The 21,672-nt window shown below is 65.9% G+C and carries 2 protein-coding genes; both read left to right on the forward strand.

Features of this window, described 5'->3' with window-relative positions:
• Positions 1-368: 368 nt before the first annotated feature.
• A complete protein-coding gene (locus tag OH799_RS28250) occupies positions 369-7,703 on the forward strand; it encodes an amino acid adenylation domain-containing protein (RefSeq protein ID WP_406270140.1) in 7,335 nt (2,444 codons plus the stop codon).
• Positions 7,704-7,905: 202 nt separating this feature from the next.
• On the forward strand, positions 7,906-21,606 hold the full coding sequence (locus tag OH799_RS28255) for an amino acid adenylation domain-containing protein (RefSeq protein ID WP_406282685.1): 13,701 nt from the start codon (positions 7,906-7,908) through the stop codon (positions 21,604-21,606).
• Positions 21,607-21,672 lie beyond the last annotated feature (66 nt).

Below are 21,672 nucleotides of genomic sequence, written 5' to 3' on the forward strand. Positions count from 1 at the left end.
CGCCGGAGCGTCTCGGCGCAAGCGCCAGGTTCCAGGCGGGTGACAGTCACCCGGGCGCGGATGGCTGTGAGCTAGTTCACCAACTCCTCTACTCCTGCAACGCGCCGGGTTTTGCGCCGATATAACGGCAGGCATTCAGACAAGACACCGCGATCAGGGGTCCGAGCAGTGTTCGGAGGAGAGGACAGTCAGCACGTAAAGAGGGACGTGGCCGCCTGCAGCCACCGCTGCGGTGCAGCCAGATACAGCAGATGTTAGTTACCGGTCAGTCCCTTATATGATTGCTCGGACCGCACTGGTCCTGGACATCATGCCCTGATCTGGGTAGGGCCGGGTCCTGGCTCGATGCGAGAGGTGAATGCACTCGAATGGAAACCGCCCGTCGTTCCGCTCGTGGTAGCCGTCGTCGCAGGTCGGGCAACCCCGTTTTCGGGCAGTTGCTCACCGCTGCGGTGGAGTCCGCCGCCACTGAGGTCGCGATCAGGTTCAATCCGACGGGAGATCCCGCCGATGATCGCGAGCTGACCTATGCCGAGTTGGATTCGGCGTCCTCGCGGCTGGCGAGGGAGTTGATCGAGCGTGGTGTCGGTCCGGGCGATGTGGTCGCTATCGGCATCGCGCGCAGTGTGGAGTCGGTGCTCGCGGTCTGGGCGATCGCGAAGACCGGCGCCGCGTATGTGCCGGTGGATCCGACGTACCCGACCGACCGGATCAACCACATCGTCTCCGATTCCGGTGCGGTGGTGGGCCTGACGACCTCGGCGCACCGCGGCGTGCTCGGCACCGGGCTGCACTGGATCGAGTTGGATGATCCGGTGCAGGCGGGGCGGATCGCCGCGCGCCCAGGGCATCCCATTTCGTATACCGATCGGGTTCGTCCGCTGGATGAGCGGCACCCGGCTTATGTGATCTACACCTCGGGGTCGACCGGCAAGCCCAAGGGTGTCGTGGTTTCCCATAGTGGTCTTGCCGGGTTGGTGGCCGCCGAGCGCGCGCATTACGGGGTGAGTCAGGAGTCGCGGGTTCTGCATGTGTGCTCGCCGAATTTCGATGTGTCGGTGCTGGAGTTGTTGTTGGCGTTCTCTTCCGGGGCGATGTTGGTGATCGCGCCGCCGTCGGTGTTCGGTGGGCATGAACTGTCGGATCTGTTGCGGCGCGAGCGTGTCACGCACATGTTGATTACTCCGGGCGCGTTGGAATCGGTGGACCCGGAGGGTTTGGGCGACCTGCAGGTCGTGGTGGTGGCCGGGGACAAGTTCGGGCCGGAGCTGGTTGCCCGCTGGGGGGGTGAGCGGGAGTTCTACAACGGTTACGGGCCTACCGAGGCAACGATTCTCGCGACGAGTACTACGGCGATAGTTCCGGGTGATCCGATCACGATCGGCTCGGCGATCGCGGGAGTCGGTGCGTTCGTGCTGGATTCGCGGCTGCGTCCGGTGCCTGCCGGGGTGGTGGGTGAGTTGTATCTGTCGGGTGCGGCGTTGGCGCAGGGCTATCTCGGCCGGCCGGGGTTGACCGCGGAGCGCTTCGTGGCCAGCCCATTCGGTGCTGAGATCGGTAATGCCGGCGCGCGGCTGTATCGCACTGGGGACCTGGTGCGCCGCAGCGAATCCGGTGGTGAGGGTGGCGTCATCGAGTATTTGGGGCGTTCGGATTTTCAGGTGAAGGTCCGTGGTTTCCGAATCGAGCTCGGCGAGATCGACAACGCGTTGACCGGCCATCCGGATATCGATTTCGCGGCGACGCTGGGTAAGACGTTGCCTTCGGGTGCGACGGCTTTGGTGTCTTACGTGCTGCCCAGTGCGGGGGTCGTCGTGGATACCGGTGTGCTGACCGAGTTCCTCTCGGAGTCGTTGCCGGGGTATATGGTTCCGGCCGCGATCATGGTGCTGGATGAGATCCCGTTGACCACGGTTGGCAAGCTTGATCGTGCGGTGTTGCCGGAGCCTGTTTTTGCTGCGCGTGTGTTTCGTGCGCCTTCGACACCGGTTGAGGAGGTCGTGGCCGAGGTGTTCGGGGCGTTGCTGGTGGCTGAGGAGGACGGCCGGGTCGGGGCGGACGACGACTTCTTCGAGCTCGGCGGTAATTCGTTGCTTGCCGCGCAGGCCGCGGCACGGGTCGGTTCGGCGTTGGGTGTGCGGGTGCCGGTGCAGTTGTTGTTCGAGGCGACAACTGTCGCCGCGTTGGCGGCGCGTGTGGAACAGCATGTGGGTTCGGTGGTGGGCCAAGCGTTGCGTGCGGGCCCGCGACCGGTGCGGGTGCCGTTGTCGTATGCCCAACAGCGGATGTGGTTTCTCAACCGTTTCGATCCGGGTAGCGCGGTAGACAACATCCCGGTGGCGGTGCGTTTGTCGGGCCGGCTGGATGTCGAGGCGTTACGGGCCGCGGTGGGCGACCTCGCCGAACGGCATGAGGTGCTGCGTACCGTCTACCCGGAGATCGATGGCGAAGGCTACCAGCTGGTGCTGCCGACAGGTGATGTGCGCGCGGTGCCGGAGTTCATGATCGAGCAGGCCCACGACAGCGAGGTGCCCGCGTTCATCGCTGCCGTGGTGACAGACGGTTTCGACGTGACCAGCAGGCCGCCGGTACGGGTGCGGCTACTGGCGTTGAGCGAGACCGAGCATGTGTTGATCTGTGTGGTGCACCATATCGCCGGTGACGGGTTCTCCATGGGCCCGTTGACTCGTGACCTGATGGGCGCATACGCGGACCGGGTGCGTGGTCGCGTGCCGGAATGGGAACCGTTGCCGGTGCAATACGCCGACTATGCGATATGGCAGCGTGCGGTTCTCGGTGTCGAGGACGACCCGGATTCGGTACTGGCGCAGCAGATCTCGTTCTGGCGCAGCGCATTGGCAGGCTTGCCTGAACAGTTGGAGTTGCCCGCGGATCGTGCACGTCCCGCGGTCGCCTCGCACCGCGGCGCCACGGTCGGCTTCGACATAGATGCTGATGTGCACGCGGCGTTGAGCCGCCTCGCCCACACCCACAATTCGACGTTGTTCATGGTGATGCACGCGGCGCTGGCTGTGTTGTTGGCTCGGTTGTCGGGCACCGGTGACATCGCGGTGGGAACACCGATCGCCGGACGTGGCGAGGCGGCGTTGGATGATGTGGTCGGCATGTTCGTCAACACATTGGTGCTGCGCACCGAGGTCGACTCGGGCACGCGTTTCGATCAGCTGTTGCGTGCGGTGCGTGAAGCCGATGTCGAGGCGTTCGGGCACGCTGATGTTCCGTTCGAGCGGCTGGTGGAGTTGCTGGACCCGGTGCGTTCGGCAGGGCGCCATCCACTGTTCCAGGTGATGCTGACCTTCCAGAACCTCGCACACACCGAACTGGAACTGCCCGGACTTTCGGTATCAGGAGTGGACCTCGCGGTGCCACTGGCCAAGTTCGATCTACAACTGACACTGGTGGAAAACATCGAACGGCGCGGCGAACCCCACGGCATGTCAGCGGCATTCACCTACGCCACCGACCTGTTCGACCAGGCCACCGTGCAAGACTTCGCCGACCGCTTCAACCGAATCCTGACCACCGTCGCATCCCAACCCACCGTGACCATCGGCGACATCGACATACTCGCCCCAGGCGAACAAGACCTGGTCCTACACGAATGGAACGATACTGCGCGTCCGTTGCCTGTGGGGACGTTGGTGTCGTTGTTCGATGCGCAGGTCGCGGCGACGCCGGATGCGGTGGCGTTGGTGTTCGAGGACGAGCGGTTGACTTACCGTGAGTTGCAGGGGCGGGTCAATCGGATCGCCAGGCAGTTGATCGGTGCGGGTGTCGGGCCGGGAACGGTGGTCGCGTTGGCGATGCGGCGTTCGATGGAACTCGTGGTCGCGATGTACGCGGTGGTGCAGACGGGTGCGGCTTATGTTCCGTTGGATCCGGATCAGCCCGCTGAACGGATCAACGACATCGTCGAGACCGCGCGGCCGCGGATGGTTTTGTCTGGCTCGGCCGACGGGTTCGGTCTGGACCTGTCACCGCGGGTGAGCGTGTTGTCGGTCGAGGGTATCGAAGCGACACCCGGGTTCGCTGCCTCCAGTGGTGCGCCCATCACCGACAGCGAACGCACGCGACCGCTGCTGGCGGCGAACACGGCGTATGTGATCTTCACCTCCGGGTCGACTGGTCGGCCGAAGGGTGTGGCGGTCAGTCATGCCGCGATCGTCAACCGTTTGGTGTGGATGCAGCATGAGTATCCGATCGGCCCGCAGGACGCGGTACTGCAGAAGACCCCTGCCACATTCGATGTGTCGGTGTGGGAGTTCTTCTGGCCGTTGCAGACCGGTGCCCGACTGGTTGTCGCGCGCCCGGACGGGCATCGTGACCCGATGTATCTGTTGCGGGTGATCGCCGAACACGGGATTACGACAGCGCATTTCGTGCCGTCGATGTTGTCGGTGTTCGTTTCGGTGCTGGGCAACGAGAGTGGCGCCGGCCTGCCCGCGCCGCGTCTGCGGCAGGTATTCGCCTCTGGTGAGGCATTGCCGGCGGTGACCGCGCGGCGGTTGCGTGAGTTGACCGGTGCCCGTCTACACAACTTGTACGGTCCGACCGAGGCCGCGGTCGACGTCACCTTCCACGAGGTAACCGACACCGACACGGTGTCGGTGCCGATCGGTGCTCCGGTGTTCAACACGCGGGTGTATGTGCTGGATGCACGGTTGCACCCGGTACCGGTGGGTGTCGCGGGTGAGTTGTATCTCGCGGGCGTGCAGCTGGCGCAGGGCTATGTGGCTCGCCCCGATCTGACCAGCGAGCGTTTCGTGGCGAATCCGTTCGGTGATACCGAACGGATGTACCGTACCGGCGACCTGGTCGCCTGGACCGACGGTGGCGAGCTGGAGTATCTGGGCCGCACCGACTTCCAGGTGAAGTTGCGTGGTCTGCGTATCGAGCTGGGCGAGATCGAGTCGGCATTGACGGGACTGGACTCGGTAGCGCAAGCGGTGGTGGTGGTGCGTTCGGATGACCGCCTGGGTGATCAGCTGGTCGCTTACCTGGTCGCGGAATCCGACCGTGTGGTCGATACCGAGTCGGTGAAGACCGCGCTGAGTGAGCGGTTGCCCGCCTACATGGTGCCGTCGGCTTTCCTGGTGCTCGATGAGTTCCCACTCAACGTGTCCGGCAAGTTGGATCGTAAGGCGTTGCCCGCTCCGACATTCGAAGCCAAAGTGTTTCGCGCACCCGCCACCCCGGTACAGGAAATCGTGGCCGAAACCTTCGCCGAGGTACTGGGTGTCGAACGCGTCGGCTTGGATGACGACTTCTTCGAACTCGGGGGCAACTCGCTGATCGCGACCAGGGTGGTCGCGCGGATCAATGCGGCGCTGGACGCGAACGTCGCGGTGCGCGAGCTGTTCGAGGCGCCCACCGTCGCCGCGTTGGCCGCCCGCGTGACGCCCGGCACCGGTGGCGGTGCACGTCCGCAGCTCGCCCGTGCTGAGCGGGTCGGGCCGGTGCCGTTGTCGTTGGCGCAGCAGCGGATGTGGGTGCTCAATCAGTTCGATCCGGCTTCGCCTGCTTACAATATTCCGCTGGCGATCAGGCTGTCTGGTGCGCTGGATGTGTCGGCGTTGCGTTATGCGTTGGCGGATGTGTTGGAGCGGCATGAGTCGCTGCGGACGCGGTATCCGGTGAGCGGGCCGGGGGGGTTGCCGTTTCAGGAGATCTTGTCTGTGGCCGAGGTGCTGCCCGGCGGGTTGGAGGTGGTGGCCACCGGTGACCCGATGGGTCGGGTGACCGAGTTGATGCTCACCGGGTTCGATGTGACCGATCAGGTTCCGGTGCGTGCCTTGCTTGTGGAGTCCGGACCGGAGGAGTATCTGCTGGCTGTGGTCGCGCACCATATCGCCGCTGATGGTGCTTCGATGGTGCCGCTGGCTCGTGATCTGATGACTGCTTACCTGGCCAGGATCGGTGGTAACTCGCCGCGTTGGTCGCCGCTGGAGGTGCAGTACGGCGACTTCGCGATCTGGCAGCGCAGTGTCATCGGCACCGATGATGAGGAGAACTCGATAGCCGCTCGGCAGTTGGCGTACTGGCGTAACCAGCTCGAGGGGTTGTCTGGTGAGTTGGAATTGCCGCTGGACCGTCCGCGCCCCGCGGTGGCGACGATGCGTGGGGCGAACACCGGCCTGGCCGTTTCGCCGGAGGTGCACCAGGCGCTGGCCGTCCTTGCGCGGGAATACAACGCGACCCTGTTCATGGTTGTTCACGCGGCGCTGGCGGTGCTGCTTGCCCGGTTGTCCGGGGACTCGGATGTGGCTATCGGCACGCCGATCGCGGGTCGTGGTGAGCGTGCGATCGATGATCTGGTCGGGATGTTCGTGAACACTTTGACACTACGCACAGCGGTCGAGCGGTCGGCGTCCTTCGCTGCTCTGGTCGACCAGGTGCGCGAGACCGATCTCACGGCGTTCGCCAACGCGGATATTCCGTTCGAGCGGGTGGTGGAGGTGGTGGCGCCTGGTCGGGCGACTACGCAGAGTCCGCTGTTCGGTGTGGTGCTGTCGTTCCAGAACACCGAGCAGCCGGCCTTGGAATTGCCCGGGCTCACTGTCGCCGCGCTGGACGCGGGTCTGGTCTCGGCGAAGTTCGATCTGCAGGTGAACGTGCACCCGCGCCATGGCGAGGATGGTTCGTTCGGCGAGCTGGACACCGTCTTCACCTACGCGGTCGACCTTTTCGACGAGACCACGGTGCAGTCCTTCGGTCGCAGGCTGGAACGGATCCTGACCAGGGTGGCCGCCGACCCACACGTGCTCGTCGGCGACATCGACATCCTCGACCACACCGAACGAGAACAGATGGCCGCCGCCGGAACCGCGAGCCTCGAGGCACCCATGGCGACCGCGGGCACGTCGCTGACTCAGGCGCTGGCAGCCGCTGTGGAAGACGATCCCGAGGGCCCGGCCGTGGTCTCCGGCGAGGACATCCTTTCTTATCAGGATCTGGATGCTCGTTCGTCGCGGTTGGCGCGGGTGTTGATCGCGCGGGGTGTTGGGCCGGGTATGGGTGTCGCGGTGTTGCTCGATCGGGGTATCGAGGCGGTGATCAGCGCTTGGGCCGTGTTGAAGGCGGGTGCGGCGGTGGTGGCGGTCGATGCGCTGGACGCGGCGCTGTCGGACGGGCTGGAGGTCGGGGTCGGGCTCACGGTCGGTGACTCGGGCTCGATCGGTGCCATCGACTGGCTGGCGCTCGACGATCCCGGCGTTGTCGCCGATGTCGCCGCCGAGTCGCCGCGCCCGGTGACCTACGCGCACCGTGTCCGTGCGCTGCGCGGCAGCGACCCGGCGTTCGTCGGGGAGCAGGTGCTCAGCTACGACGGGTTGGCCGCGGCGGCCGCAGGGTTGTGCGCGCGGACCGAGCTGACCTTCGAATCCCGCACATTCCAGCACGGCAGCGCGCAATCGCTCGCCGCGCTGGTCGAGGTGGTCGCCGCTGGATCGGCGGGCGCGTCGGTGGTACTCGTGTGGGACGGCGGCGTCACCACCGAGTCGCTCGCCGACGAATGGGTCACCCATTTGATGACCGATCGGGCAGGGCTCGACACACTCGACCCGACCGCACTGGAGGACCTACAGGCTGTGGTACTCGACAACGGTGTCGGCGCTGTTCTCGAGGCTCCCTGGACCCAAGTGGATTCGATCGTGGAACTCAGCGAGTTGCTCGACATGGAGTGAGGCTGTTCCCCCGGCACGGGCAAGCCCAGGGTATGTGACTATGGGTACAGTCGGTCCGTTTGTAGTATCAGGTTTCCCGCTGGAAACGTGTCATAGAAGTGTTCTATAGCGGCAGGATGTGCAGAGTTTTTATGATTCGCTTGTCGGGAAATAAGCTACGGGCTCATGGGTGGGGACCCAGGAAGCGGAAAGCGGGGGACGCGTGACCCGGCCGACGCGGGTGCGGCCCACGCGCACGAGGCGATCTAGGGTCACCACTCTCCCGCAGCTGATGGCAACCGCGGTCGAAGCGAATCCGACCGGCACCGCGGTTTTCGTCGCCGACGCTGTCAGCTCGCGCGGACATCTCACCTACGCGGAACTGGACGCCAGGTCGACCCGACTGGCGCGACTGCTCATCGATCGCGGCGTCGGGCCGGAGGACCTGGTCGCGGTGGGGATTCCGCGCTCGGTCGAATCCGTGGTCGCGGTCTGGGCAGTGGCCAAGACCGGCGCCGGGTTCGTCCCGGTCGACCCGAACTACCCGTCCGATCGCGTCGAGCACATGGTGAAGGATTCGGGCGCGGTGCTCGGCCTCACTGTCGCACATGTCGTGGACGAACTGCCCAGCGAAATCGAGTGGCTGGTCATCGACCCCGACACTTCCGCAGGTCAGCTGGAGAACTATCCGACCGAACCGGTCACTTACGCGGATCGGCTGCGGCCGCTGCGTGCCGAGCATCCCGCCTACGTCATCTACACCTCGGGTTCGACGGGTATGCCGAAGGGCGTTGTGGTGACCCAGGCCGGGTTGGCGAGTTTTTGTGCGGAGCAGCGCGACCGGTATCGGGTGACCGACGTGTCGCGCACGTTGCATTTCGCTTCGCCGTCGTTCGACGCGTCGGTGCTGGAACTGCTGCTCGCGCTCGGCGGCGCGGCGACCATGGTCGTGGCGGCGCCGACGGTCTACGGCGGCGACGAGCTGGCCGCGCTGTTGCGCAGGGAAGCGGTGACGCACGCGTTCGTCACTCCTGCTGCGTTGGCATCGGTGGATCCCGTCGGTCTTGACGAGTTGCGGGTCGTCGTTGTGGGTGGGGAGGCATGCCCGTCGGAGTTGGTGCGTCGTTGGGTGCTTCCGATCGCCGGTGGTGAGCGTGAGTTCTACAACGTTTATGGGCCGACTGAGGCCACGATCGCGACGAATACCAGCGCGCCATTGGTGCCTGGCGCATCGGTGACGATCGGTGCGCCGATCCGGGCGATCACCGAGTACGTGTTGGACGAACGCCTGGTGCCGGTCCCGATCGGTGTGGTCGGCGAGTTGTACGTCGCCGGCCCACAACTGGCCCGCGGCTACCAGCGGCGCCCCGGCCTCACGGCCGTGCGTTTCGTGGCGAACCCGTTCGACGCGAACGGTTCCCGGCTCTATCGCACCGGTGACTTGGTGCGCTGGACTGTCGATGGTGAGTTGGAGTATTTAGGCCGCAATGACTTCCAGGTGAAGATCCGCGGTTTCCGAATCGAATTGGGCGAGATCGACGCTGTGCTCACCGGCCACGAGAGCGTCGACTTCGCCGTCACGATCGGGCACGAGCTGGAGAGCGGGGCGACGATCCTCGCGTCCTATGTGCACGCGACGGGTGGCCACTCGATCGACGTCGGTGAGCTGATCGCGCACGCCGAACGCAGCCTGCCCGCGCACATGGTGCCGACCTCCGTCATGGTGCTGGACGAGGTCCCGCTGACCCCCGCGGGCAAACTGGATCGCAGGGCGCTGCCCACGCCGCGCTTGCAGACCAGGACGTTTCGCGCACCGGTCGGACCGCTTGAAGAGCTGGTCAGCAAGGTGTTCGGCGAATTGCTCGGCGCGGGTGACCAGGTAGGCGCGGACGACGATTTCTTCGAGCTCGGCGGCAACTCGCTGATCGCGACGCAGATCGCGGCTCGGCTCGGCGCGTCGGTCGGCGCGCGGATACCCGCCCGAACGGTTTTCGGGGCGCCGACGGTTGCCTTGCTGGCCACGCGGCTCGCCGAATTCGAAGGTGGCGAAGCACGTCGTGCGTTGGTTCCGGTAGAGCGCCCTGAGCGGGTTCCGTTGTCGTTGGCGCAGCAGCGGATGTGGTTTTTGAATCAGTTCGATACTGATTCCGCGGCGAACAATGTTCCGTTTGCGATTCGGTTGTCGGGTGCGTTGGATGTGGGGGCGTTGCAGGCGGCGGTCGCGGATGTGATCGAGCGTCATGAGTCGTTGCGGACGGTGTATCCGGCAGTGGATGGTACGGGGTACCAGGTGGTTCTGCCTGCCGCCCAGGCTGTTCCGGATTTCACGCCGCACCCCCTCGCCGCCGACGAGGTCCCGGAATGGCTGCGCGCCTTCACGGCCGCAGGGTTCGACGTCGCGGCCGAAGTGCCCTTGCGCCTTTCGCTCGCCCGCCTCGATATCGACGACTACGTTCTCGCCGTCGTGGTGCACCACATCGCCGCAGACGGCACCTCCATCGCTCCGCTGGTGCGCGACCTGATGACCGCCTATATCGCGCGCCGCGCTGCCACCGCGCCCGACTGGGCTCCGCTGCCGGTGCAGTACGCGGACTACACGCTGTGGCAGCGTGCGGTGCTCGGCGACGAGAAGGACCCCAGCTCCGTGGCGGCCGCGCAGATCGCCTACTGGCGCGATGCCCTCGCGGGAATTTCGGAGCGGCTCGACCTTCCGATGGACCGGCCGCGCCCCGCGCTCGCCTCGGGACGCGGCGCCGTGTTCACCTTCACTCTCGACGCAAAGACCAGGGCAGGGCTCGACCACCTCGCGCAGGCCAGCGGTGCTTCACTGTTCATGGTGGTGCACAGCGCCTTCGCCGCGCTGCTCGCACGACTATCCGGTGTCGACGACATCACCATAGGTACGCCGGTCGCCGGGCGCGGTGAGCCGGAACTCGACGATCTGGTCGGCATGTTCGTCAACATGCTGGCACTGCGGACCGCGGTCGATCCCGCGTTGTCGTTCCGCGACCTGCTCGAGACGACCAAAGAGTCGGATCTCGCGGCATTCTCGCATGCCGAGCTGCCGTTCGAGCGATTGGTCGAGGTGCTCGACCCGGTGCGTTCGCAAGCGCATCATCCGCTGTTCCAAGTGGCGTTGTTCTTCCAGAACATGGATCAGGCGCAGCTCGAGTTGCCGGGTCTGTCCATGAGCGCGGTCGAATTCGACAGTGCGAGCGCCAAATTCGACCTGCAACTGACGGTGACGCCGCAAGAAGGCCCTGACGCGGGCCTGGCGGCCATGTTCACCTACGCCACCGATCTGTTCGACAAGGAGTCGATCGCCGATCTCGCGGCGCGTTTCGGCCGCCTGCTGCGCGCGGTCGCGGCCGCTCCGGATCACGCGCTGGGTGATATCGATCTGCTGACCACAGTCGAGCAGCACCGGATCCTGCAGGACTGGAACGACACGAGCTACCCGGTTGATTCCGGGCTGTTGCTGGATGGGTACCGGCGTGCGGTAAACGCTGATCCGGGTGCGGTGGCGGTGGTGTTCGAGGGTGTGGAGCTGACTTATGGTGAGTTCGACGCGCGGGTGAATCAGCTTGCGCGGTTGCTGATTTCCCGGGGTGTGGGTGCGGAGTCGTTGGTGGGGTTGGCGGTTCGGCGTTCGCTGGATTTGGTGGTGGGGATGTATGCGATCGTGGCCGCGGGTGGGGCGTGGGTGCCGTTGGATCCCGATCACCCGGTCGAGCGGATCACTCATATCCTGGACACGGCACGTCCGGTGTGTGTGGTGACTACCAGCACCGACACGGTGGCTGTGCCCGACGACATCGATGTCGTGGCTGTGGACCTGCTGGATTTGTCGGGGTTCGATACTTCCCCGATCCGCGCGCGGGAGTTGTCGGCGCCGGTGACGGCAACGAATCCGGCGTATGTGATCTTCACTTCCGGGTCGACGGGCCGCCCGAAGGGTGTGGCGGTCTCGCATGCGGCGATCAACAATCAGATCGAGTGGATGCTGGCGCAGTATCCACTCGGCCCGGGTGATGTGTATCTGCAGAAGACCGCGACCACGTTCGATGTGTCGTTGTGGGGTTATTTCCTGCCGTTGCGGGCTGGTGCGAAACTGGTCGTCGCTACCCATGACGGTCACCGCGACCCGGTGTATGTCGCGGAAACCATTACCGCGCAGCGGGTGACGGTGACCGATTTCGTGCCCTCGATGTTGACGGTGTTCGCCGCACACCTGTCGGCGAGGTCGGTCCCGACGTTGCGGGATGTGTTCGTGATCGGTGAAACGTTGCCACCGGAAACGGTGACGGCGTGGAACGCGGTGTCGGAGGCGGTACTGCACAACCTCTACGGTCCGACCGAGGCCGCGGTATCGGTGACCTACTGGCCCGCCCGCGGTGGTGACGAACGCACCGTGCCGATCGGGGTGCCGCAGTGGAACACCCGAGTGTATGTCCTGGATTCACGCCTACGACCGGTCCCCGCGGGGGTGGCGGGTGAGTTGTATCTGGCCGGTGACCAGCTCGCGCGTGGCTATGTCGCACGCCCGGACCTGACCGCCGACCGGTTCGTGGCCAGCCCGTTCACGACCGGTGAACGCATGTACCGCACCGGTGACCTCGTGGTATGGCGTGCACCCACCCCGGACCTGCCACACCGGTTGGAATACATCGGGCGCACCGACTTCCAAGTCAAATTCCGTGGCCAACGCATCGAACTCGGCGAGATCGAGACCGCGCTGCTGACCCAACCCGGCGTCAACCAAGCCGTAGCCGTAGTCACCACCTCGAGCCTGGGTGAACAGTTGGTCGCCTACGTCGTGCCCGCGCCCAGCCAACAGATCGATCCGGTGGCGCTGCGGTCAGCGGTCGGGGAAGTCGTTCCGGCGTATATGGTGCCCGCAGCGGTCGTGGTGTTGGACGCGTTCCCGTTGAACACCAGCGGCAAACTAGACCGCAAAGCACTACCCGCACCCGAATTCGAAACCAAAACATTCCGTGCTCCCTCCACACCGATCGAAGAAATCGTGGCGGGTGTGTTCGCCGATGTCCTGGGCATCGAGCGGGTTGGTGTGGACGACGACTTCTTCATGTTGGGTGGTAACTCGCTGATCGCGACGCAGGTCACCGCGCGTGTTGGTGAGGTGTTGAGTACGCGTGTTCCGGTGCGGGTGTTGTTCGAGGCACCCACGGTCGCGGCGTTGGCGGTTCGGGTGGAGCAGCAGGCGGGCACCCTCGGGCGGGTGGCGTTGGTGGCTGGTCGGCGCCCGCAGCGGGTTCCGTTGTCGTTGGCGCAGCAGCGGATGTGGTTTTTGAACCAGTTCGATACCGCCTCGACGGCCTACAACTTGCCGATCGCGGTCCGGTTGACCGGCTTGTTGGATGTTTCGGCGTTGCGTGCGGCGATCGAGGATCTGGTGGGTCGTCATGAGATTCTGCGCACGGTGTATCCGGTGGTCGAGGGTGAGCCGGTGCAGGTGATCGTGGCGGCGACCCAGGCGAGGCTGCCGCTGACGGTGCGGTCGATAGCTGCGGCGGATATCGAAGCCGCGGTGGGGGAGTTGGTGTCGACGCAGTTCGATGTCACCGGTGAGGTGCCGGTGCGGGTGGCGTTGTTCGAGATCGAAGACGCCGCCCCAACTCCGGAGTATGTGATCGCGATGGTGGTGCACCACATCGCCGCCGACGGCTGGTCGGTGGGGCCGCTGGTGCGGGATCTGATGACCGCTTATGTCGCACGGTCGGCGGAGCAGGCACCGAACTGGGCTCCGCTCGAGGTGCAGTACGCCGACTACAGCATCTGGCAGCGTGAGTTGCTGGGCGGTGAGGACGACCCGGGCTCGATCATGTCCGATCAGCTCACCTACTGGCGTACCGCGCTGGCGGATTTGCCTGAACAGTTGGACCTGCCGATGGATCGACCGCGTCCAGCGGTGCAGTCCTTCGCGGGTGCCGCGGTGGCGGTGGGTATCGACGCCGACACCCACCGCGGGCTGGTGCAGGTAGCGCAGTCGCAGAGCGCGACACTGTTCATGGTCGTGCACACGGCGCTGGCGGTACTGCTGGCCCGGTTGTCGAACACCGGAGACATCGCGATCGGCACGCCGATGGCGGGCCGGGGAGAAGCCGCGCTCAACGATCTGATCGGCACATTCATCAACACGCTGGTCTTCCGCAGCCGAATCGAGGCCGGTGAAGCGTTCACCGAACTCCTCGCACGCCAACGCGAAACCGACATCGCGGCCTTCGCGCACGCGGACGTGCCGTTCGAACGACTGGTCGAGGTACTCAACCCGGCACGCTCCACCGCCCGCCACCCACTGTTCCAAGTGGGTTTGTCGTTCCAGAACCTGGCCGCGACCACACTGGAACTGCCAGGGCTGACGGTATCGGGAGTGGACCTCGACACCCACATCTCCCAGTTCGACCTGCACCTGGTCCTCGCCGACCGATACGACCAGTCAGGAGCACCCGCCGGTATCACCGGCATGTTCACCTACGCCACCGATCTGTTCGACCACCACACCGTGCAGGGATTCGCGCAACGATTCACCCGCCTGCTCGCCGAGATCCTCACCGCACCACACACCCCGGTCGGTGATCTGCAACTACTGACCACAGTCGAGCAGCACCGGATCCTGCAGGACTGGAACGACACGAGCTACCCGGTTGATTCCGGGCTGTTGCTGGATGGGTACCGGCGTGCGGTAAACGCTGATCCGGGTGCGGTGGCGGTGGTGTTCGAGGGTGTGGAGCTGACTTATGGTGAGTTCGACGCGCGGGTGAATCAGCTTGCGCGGTTGCTGATTTCCCGGGGTGTGGGTGCGGAGTCGTTGGTGGGGTTGGCGGTTCGGCGTTCGCTGGATTTGGTGGTGGGGATGTATGCGATCGTGGCCGCGGGTGGGGCGTGGGTGCCGTTGGATCCCGATCACCCGGTCGAGCGGATCACTCATATCCTGGACACGGCACGTCCGGTGTGTGTGGTGACTACCAGCACCGACACGGTGGCTGTGCCCGACGACATCGATGTCGTGGCTGTGGACCTGCTGGATTTGTCGGGGTTCGATACTTCCCCGATCCGCGCGCGGGAGTTGTCGGCGCCGGTGACGGCAACGAATCCGGCGTATGTGATCTTCACTTCCGGGTCGACGGGCCGCCCGAAGGGTGTGGCGGTCTCGCATGCGGCGATCAACAATCAGATCGAGTGGATGCTGGCGCAGTATCCACTCGGCCCGGGTGATGTGTATCTGCAGAAGACCGCGACCACGTTCGATGTGTCGTTGTGGGGTTATTTCCTGCCGTTGCGGGCTGGTGCGAAACTGGTCGTCGCTACCCATGACGGTCACCGCGACCCGGTGTATGTCGCGGAAACCATTACCGCGCAGCGGGTGACGGTGACCGATTTCGTGCCCTCGATGTTGACGGTGTTCGCCGCACACCTGTCGGCGAGGTCGGTCCCGACGTTGCGGGATGTGTTCGTGATCGGTGAAACGTTGCCACCGGAAACGGTGACGGCGTGGAACGCGGTGTCGGAGGCGGTACTGCACAACCTCTACGGTCCGACCGAGGCCGCGGTATCGGTGACCTACTGGCCCGCCCGCGGTGGTGACGAACGCACCGTGCCGATCGGGGTGCCGCAGTGGAACACCCGAGTGTATGTCCTGGATTCACGCCTACGACCGGTCCCCGCGGGGGTGGCGGGTGAGTTGTATCTGGCCGGTGACCAGCTCGCGCGTGGCTATGTCGCACGCCCGGACCTGACCGCCGACCGGTTCGTGGCCAGCCCGTTCACGACCGGTGAACGCATGTACCGCACCGGTGACCTCGTGGTATGGCGTGCACCCACCCCGGACCTGCCACACCGGTTGGAATACATCGGGCGCACCGACTTCCAAGTCAAATTCCGTGGCCAACGCATCGAACTCGGCGAGATCGAGACCGCGCTGCTGACCCAACCCGGCGTCAACCAAGCCGTAGCCGTAGTCACCACCTCGAGCCTGGGTGAACAGTTGGTCGCCTACGTCGTGCCCGCGCCCAGCCAACAGATCGATCCGGTGGCGCTGCGGTCAGCGGTCGGGGAAGTCGTTCCGGCGTATATGGTGCCCGCAGCGGTCGTGGTGTTGGACGCGTTCCCGTTGAACACCAGCGGCAAACTAGACCGCAAAGCACTACCCGCACCCGAATTCGAAACCAAAACATTCCGTGCTCCCTCCACACCGATCGAAGAAATCGTGGCGGGTGTGTTCGCCGATGTCCTGGGCATCGAGCGGGTTGGTGTGGACGACGACTTCTTCGCACTAGGCGGCAACTCACTAGCAGCCACACAGGTCGTGACGCGTATCGGTGCCGCACTGGATACACGGGTTCCGGTGCGGGTGCTGTTCGAAGCATCCACCGTCGCCGGATTGGCTGTGCGGGTCGCGGTCACGGCGGCTGAAGCCGCGCCGATCGAGCTGGCCGAACTGCCCGGCGGCGGTGTCGGCGAGATCCCGCTGACGCCGGCGCTCGCCGCATATCTCGAAGACGGTGTCTCCAACCGGTTCTCGCAGAGCATGGTGTTGGACCTGCCGGACGGAATCGAGCGCGCCGGACTGGTCTCCGCCATCGCCGCCGTCCTCGACCACCACGACGTGCTGCGATCGCTGGTGCGGCAGCTCGACGGGCAGTGGCAATTCGAGGCGCTGCCGCTCGGTGGCATGGACGTGAACACGCTGATCTCCGAGGTCGACGTGCCGGCCGGTGTAGACGAGACGGAGCTGAACCGGATTGCCGGGGAGGCGATGGATTCCGCGCTCGCGACGCTGGATCCGGCGGCAGGCAGAATGATCGCCTTCACTTGGCTGCGTCGCCCCGATGCACGCGACTCTGTCACCGTCGCGGCCCATCACCTCGTCATCGACGGCGTATCGTGGCACATCCTGATCTCGGACCTCATGGCGGCTTCGGCGCAGCGAGCGGCGGGGCAGGGGGTCACGCTGCTCGCCGTCGGCACCTCGTTCCGACGCTGGGCACACGGCCTGGCCACAGCGGCCACGGCAGCGGACCGTGCCGGCGAGGTCGGCTACTGGCAGCAGGTGATGGCCACGCCGGATCCGTTGCTCGGTACCCGTGCCCTGGATGCCGCGGTGGACACCTATGCGACGCGCGGGCAGATCGGCATCCAGGTGTCGGCCGAGGTCACCGGCGCTGTCCTGACCGAGCTTCCGGCCCTGTACCGAGGCGGTGTCGACGACGGTCTGCTGGCCGCACTCGCAGTGGCGGTGCGCACCTGGCGGGCGCGCCGCGGCATCGACGCACCTGCCACCCGGGTGCGGCTCGAGGGCCACGGCCGCGAGGAGGGGACCGTGCCCGGTGCCGACCTGACCCGCACCATCGGCCGGTTCACCAGCAGCTACCCGGTGGCCCTTGATCTGTCCGGCATCGACACCGAGGCAGCCCTGTCCAGCGGTGTAGCCGCTGCGGCGGTACTCAAGTCGGTGAAGGAGCAGTTGCTCGCGGTGCCGAACAATGGCATCGGTTACGGCATGCTGCGCTACCTGAACGCGGCCACTGCCGGCGAACTCACCGGTGACCTCGGGCAGGTCGGCTTCCACTATCTCGGCCGCGTCTCGACTGGTGAAGAGCCCGAGGGCCGGGCCGATCCGGGCTGGCTGCCGACCGGCGATCTGGGAGCCGTTGCGGGCGAACAGCATCTGACGATGCCGATGCCCGCGGTGATCGACATCGACGCGATCGTCAACGAGACCGCCGCCGGCCCGCAGTTGGATGTGTCGTTCGCCTACGCCGCCGAGGTCATCGGCGAAGCGGACGTCCGCGAGCTGGCCGACGAATGGCTGTCGGCACTGACCGCGCTCGCCCGCCACACCCAGGATCCGGCGGCCGGCGGGCTCACCCCGTCGGATGTGCCGCTGGCGCGGGTCACCCAGGCCGAGCTGGACACCTGGCAGCGGACCCGGCCGGGTCTGTCCGATGTGCTGCCGCTGTCGCCGCTGCAGGCGGGACTGTTGTTCCTCGCCGAAGTATCCCCGGTGGACGACTACACCATGCAGTTCGTGGTGGAGCTGTCCGGCGATGTCGACATCGAGCGGCTGCGCGGCGCCGCGCAGGCGGTTCTGGATCGGCACGCGAACCTGCGGAGCGCTTTCGTCGCCACCGCCGACGGCACCCCCGTACAACTGGTGGTGGACGCCGTCGAGGTGGGGTGGAAGATCGTGGAGGACGTGCACGATACCGAGCTGCCGGCGATTCTCGAAGCCGATCTGCGGCGCCGGTTCGATCCGGCGGTGGCGCCACTGGTGCGATTCACGTTGTACCGCACCGAATCCGGAAGCGCCCACCTGGTACTGACCACCCACCACATCCTGCTCGACGGCTGGTCCATGCCGTTGCTGATGAAGGACCTGCTGGTCCTGTATGCGACGCACGGTGATTTGTCGCAGCTACCGCGGGTGCGGCCGTACCGCGACTACCTGGCGTGGCTGTCGCGTCAGGATCCCGATGCGGCGCTGCGGGCGTGGACGAAGGCGCTCGACGGGCTGGAGGCGACTCCGCTAGCGCCCGCGCTGGCCCGACCCGTGGCACCGGAGCCGGGTGTCGAGACACTGGCATTCGACCTGTCGCCGGAGCAGACCTCGGCGCTGGTGGCCTTCGCCGCCGAGGCCGGCGTCACCGTCAACACGGTGGTGCAGGCGGCCTGGGGCCTGGTGATCGCGGCCGGAACCGATCGCGATGATGTGGTTTTCGGCGCCGCTGTGTCTGGTCGGCCGCCGCAGCTCGACGGCATCGACGACATGATCGGTCTGTTCGTGAACACCATCCCGGTTCGCGTTCAGTTCGATCCGCGGTGGACGGTGCGAGAACTGCTCGGCCGCTTGCAATCCGAGCAGGCAGCCCTGCTGGACCGGCACTACCTTGGGCTGGCCGATATCCAGCATGCCCTCGGCGTGGACGGACTCTTCGATTCGCTGCTGGCGTACGAGTCCTATCCGATCGACACCGAAGGGCTGCAGCAGCGGGCGAGTTCGATCGACGGCATGGCCATCACGGGTCTGCAGAGCGTCAACTTCAGCCACTACCCGCTGACGGTGCTGGTGGAACTGACCGCACAGCTGACGGTGAAGGTGATCTACCAGCGCAGCACCGTCGACGATGCTGCCGCACAGGCTGTCATCGAGCGGATGCGAATGCTGCTCGGCGAATTCGTCGCCGGTCCGCGGCGCACGCTGGCGGCGACCAACCTGCTGCTCGACGCCGAGCAGGCGGCGTTGGACGCGGTGAACGACACCACGGCACGGGAATTCGTGGACGACGCGACACTGGTCTCGTTGTTCCACGCCCAGTGCGAGCGCACTCCCGACGCGCCCGCGGTGACATTCGGCGATGAGACGCTGACCTATGCGGAGCTCCGGTCGCGCGCGAGTCGCCTTGCCGGAGAACTCGTCCGGCGCGGTGCGGGCCCGGAGAGCCGGATCGCGGTCGCGATGCGGCGGTCGCTGGAACTGGTGGTAGCGATCTACGCGGTGCTGGAAACCGGCGCGGCCTATGTGCCGGTCGACCCGGATCATCCGGTGGAACGCAACGACTACGTGCTCACCGGTTCGGCGCCGCTGTTCGTGCTCACCACGGTCGAGGACGGGTTCGAAACCGGCACCGCGGCGACAGTGCTCGATGTCGAGCAGATCGAACCCGCTTCGCAAAAGGCGAGTATCGCTACCGCTGGGTGGCTCTCGGGGGCGAGCGAGTCGCGTCCGGGTGATGTGAGAACACGGCCGGACAACATTGCCTACGTCATCTACACCTCTGGCTCCACCGGACGCCCGAAGGGCGTGATGATCACGCACCGGCAGATGGTGAACCAATTCCGTTGGACCCAGCGCGAATACCCGCACACCACCGGCGATGTGGTGCTGCACAAGACACCGATCACATTCGACATCTCGACGTGGGAGTTGTTCTGGCCGTTGCAGACCGGCGCCCGTATCGTGGTCGCCGAGCCGGACGGGCACCGCGATCCGCGGTACCTGGCCGAGGTGATCGAGAAGCAGTCCGTCAGCACGGTGCATTTCGTGCCGTCGATGCTGGACGCGTATCTGGAGCTGGAGCAGCTCCCGAATGCCCTGCCGGGACGAGTTTTCGCGGCGGGCGAGGCGCTGACCGCCACCACTGCCGCCGCGTTCCACGACCGGCTGTCCGGGGAGTTGTACAACTGGTACGGCCCCGCGGAGGCAACTGTGGTGACCGCCGCCGCGGTGCCGGCTCCGACCGGTCATGGCGAAATCCGCGGTGCGGTCCCGATCGGTGCCCCGGTGGCCAACACCCGGGTATTCGTGCTCGACCGCCAGCTGCGGCAGGTGCCGATCGGCGCGACCGGCGAACTGTATGTTGCCGGTGTGCAATTGGCGCGCGGCTATCTCGGTGCGCCGGCGTTGACGGCCGAACGATTCGTCGCCAGCCCGTACGAGCCGGGTGCCCGGCTCTACCGCACCGGCGACATCGTCAAACTGGTGGGTTCCGCAAGCTCCGCCCCTGCGGGAGAACTCGATTCCCCGGTCCTCGAATACCTCGGCCGCGCCGACTTCCAGGTGAAACTGCGCGGCCAGCGTATCGAACTGGGCGAGATCGAAGCCGTCCTGCTGGAGCACGATTCAGTCGGTCATGCCGCGGTCGCACTGGTCCCGGATCCGGATCGCCTGGTCGGCTACGTGGTGGCCGCATCCGGTCACACGATCGACGAGATGGCCCTGCTCGAGCACACCCGGCGTGGGCTGCCGGCGTACATGGCGCCGTCGGTGCTCGTCACGCTGCCGGAGCTGCCGCTGAACGCGAGCGGAAAGCTTGATCGCAAGGCGCTACCGGTCCCCGCTTTCACCGCGCGGCCCTACCGAGAGCCGGTAACCCCGTTGCAGCAAGCGGTCGCGGCGGTGTTCGCGGAGGTGCTCGGTATCGAACGAGCCGGTCTGGACGACGACTTCTTCGCCATGGGCGGCACCAGTCTGGTCGCCAGCCAAGCGGTGAGCCGGCTGCGTCGGGCCACCGGCGCGCAACTGCGGGTGCAGTGGTTCTTCCTGGACCCGACAGTGGCCGGCATATCGGCCCGGATCGTGGAGGCGCTGGAATCCGGCCTCGACTACGACGCCGAATCCGATGCCTCGATGAGCGTGATACTGCCGATCCGCAAGACCGGCAGCCGGACACCGCTGTTCTGCGTCCACCCGATGTACGGCCTGTCCTGGTGCTACAGCGGGCTGGCCCAGCAGCTGGACCCGCAACAGCCCATCTACGGCGTGCAGTCCCCGGCGCTGTCGGAGGACGCCGATCCGCCGGAGTCGTTGCACGACATGGCCGACCGCTACCTTGCGGAGATCACCGCTGTCCAGCCGGAGGGGCCTTACCGCCTGCTCGGCTACTCGCTCGGCGGTGTGCTCGCGCACGAGATCGCGGTGCGTTTGCGGGCGGCCGGGCAGGAAGTCGAGTTGCTCGCGATGCTGGACAGCGACCACAGCTTCGACATCGACTACTTCCACGCCGCCATGCTGGAGCTGCTGGCTGAAATCGGTATCCAGGGCATCGATCCGCAACAGTTGAGTGTGCTGAGCGAAGCGGACTTCATGAAGCTGTACGAGGCGATCCCGACGGACATGATGGCGTTGACGCCGGACCGGTTGCGGCGGATCTACACCAGTGCGGTGCGGTCGGCCGAACTCACCGAGAGCTACACCCCACAGGTGTTCGACGGGACGGTGCAATTCTTCAAGGCCATGCAGAACGAAGGCGTGAAGCGGGACATTGTCGCGGCGTGGCGGCCCTATGCCGCCGGGGTCACCGTGCACCCGGTGGCGGCCAGCCATGAGACGATGACCCAGCCCGAGGCGCTGGCCGTCATCGGTTCCGCGCTGGCCGATCTGCTGCAGGCCGGTGATCGGAAGTAGCCCCGATGGAGGGCGACGCAATCACGTCGGCAGTGGGATCGCTAGGATAGGACCTCAGCGCGAGCG

The sequence above is a fragment of the Nocardia sp. NBC_00881 genome (assembly GCF_045207455.1).
Classification (GTDB): Bacteria; Actinomycetota; Actinomycetes; order Mycobacteriales; family Mycobacteriaceae; genus Nocardia.